Origin of the sequence: Salinispora cortesiana (assembly GCF_000484695.1) — a bacterium.
Taxonomy (GTDB): Bacteria; Actinomycetota; Actinomycetes; order Mycobacteriales; family Micromonosporaceae; genus Micromonospora; species Micromonospora cortesiana.
On record NZ_AXVR01000174.1, the window covers coordinates 1 to 1,482 of the forward strand.

A 1,482-nucleotide genomic window follows, 5' to 3' on the forward strand; every position below is an offset into this window, starting at 1 on the left:
AGAATCCTCACCATCAACACCGGCGGCAACCTCACCCTCAACAAACTGAAGATCACCGGCGGAGACACCACTACCACTGGCGGCGGCATCCTCGTGGACCCTGGCGGGGCCCTTACCACCAAGCACAGCACCATCACCCGCAACATCGCCGGCACCGCAGGCGGCGGCATCGCCAACAACGGCACCACGACCGTCAAGCACTCCACCGTCAGCCGAAACACCGCCGGCACCACCGGCGGCGGCATCTGGAACACCGGCCTACTCACCGTGACCAAGTCCGAGGTCACCGCCAACCTCAGCGGCGCCTCCGGCGGCGGCATCCAGAGCACGAACGGAACGCTGTTGGTCGACCACAGCCGGATCACCGCCAATCAGAGCCAGACCAGCGTCGGCGGCCTGGAATCGTTCGGCGGGACCGGAATGGTCACGAATACCAAGATCACCGATAACACCGCCAATGCAGTTGGTGGCGTCCTGGCGAACTCCGGCCAACTCACCCTCCGAAAGGTCCTCATCGCCAACAACACGGCAACGACGGGACTGGCCGGTGGGCTATCGGTTAACCCCAACACGACTGCGGTGGTCGAGGACAGCACCATCAAGAACAACACCGCCGCCGCTAATGGCGGCGGCATCTTCAACTTCCAGTCGCTGGTCCTGCGCGACACGAAGGTGATCGGGAACCAGTCTGGAAACCAGGGGGGCGGAATCTTAAACGGCCCTTCCGGCGTCCTCACCCTCTTCAACACCCAGGTGGTCAAGAATATCGCCGTCACCGAAGGTGGGGGCATCTTCAACAACCCCCCCGGCGTGGTGAACCTGAACCTCGCCACCGGCACCGTTGTCATCAAGAACCGGCCCGACAACTGCGTCGACGTTCCGGGGTGCGTCGGATAACACCATGCCTAACTAAGTGATGGTCCCTCCTCCGTTCACCGACGGAGGAGGGACCATCAACCCGCGAAAACAGGGAGAACAAGGCTGCCGGGAGCGGTGGTGACGTAATACCAATGGGTATTTTCTCCCCCTTCGCACCCCTAAAGCCATGCCTTCGGGTTCAACTGAAGGGGTTATTACCGCCGCTCGGGTAGCCGAGGAAAAACCACCCGCCAGCTACCACCTGGGTGGGTTCATCATCGTGACCAAGAAAGGACACCGACGCCGCGATGAACCGTCCACACCGACCCCCACCGGGCCACCTAGGTAGAACGCAAACGAGATCACGATGGCGATGGTGGGCAGTCGGGCTCGCCGGCGTGACCGGCCTAGCCCTGACCGCCGTCGGCGCCCCCGCCGCCTCGGCCGCCGACACGGCCGAACGCGACCTCGCCACCGCCGACGATCGATCCTCCGCCGGGGACCACCGGAAGCAGAGCAAGGGAAAGAGGGAGAAGAAGCCGCCGGGCACCCCGGTCCCCTGCGACGCCGACGCCCTCATCGCCGCGATCACCCTCGCCAACGCCCGCGGCGGCGCCACCCTCG

The 1,482-nt window shown here is 64.5% G+C and carries 2 pseudogenes; both read left to right on the forward strand.

Annotated elements, in window-relative coordinates:
* Positions 1-897, forward strand: a pseudogene (locus tag K228_RS29095) (right-handed parallel beta-helix repeat-containing protein); the annotation flags it as partial.
* A 269-nt stretch (positions 898-1,166) separates the two neighbouring features.
* Positions 1,167-1,482 (forward strand): annotated as a pseudogene (locus K228_RS0124945) (right-handed parallel beta-helix repeat-containing protein); the annotation flags it as partial.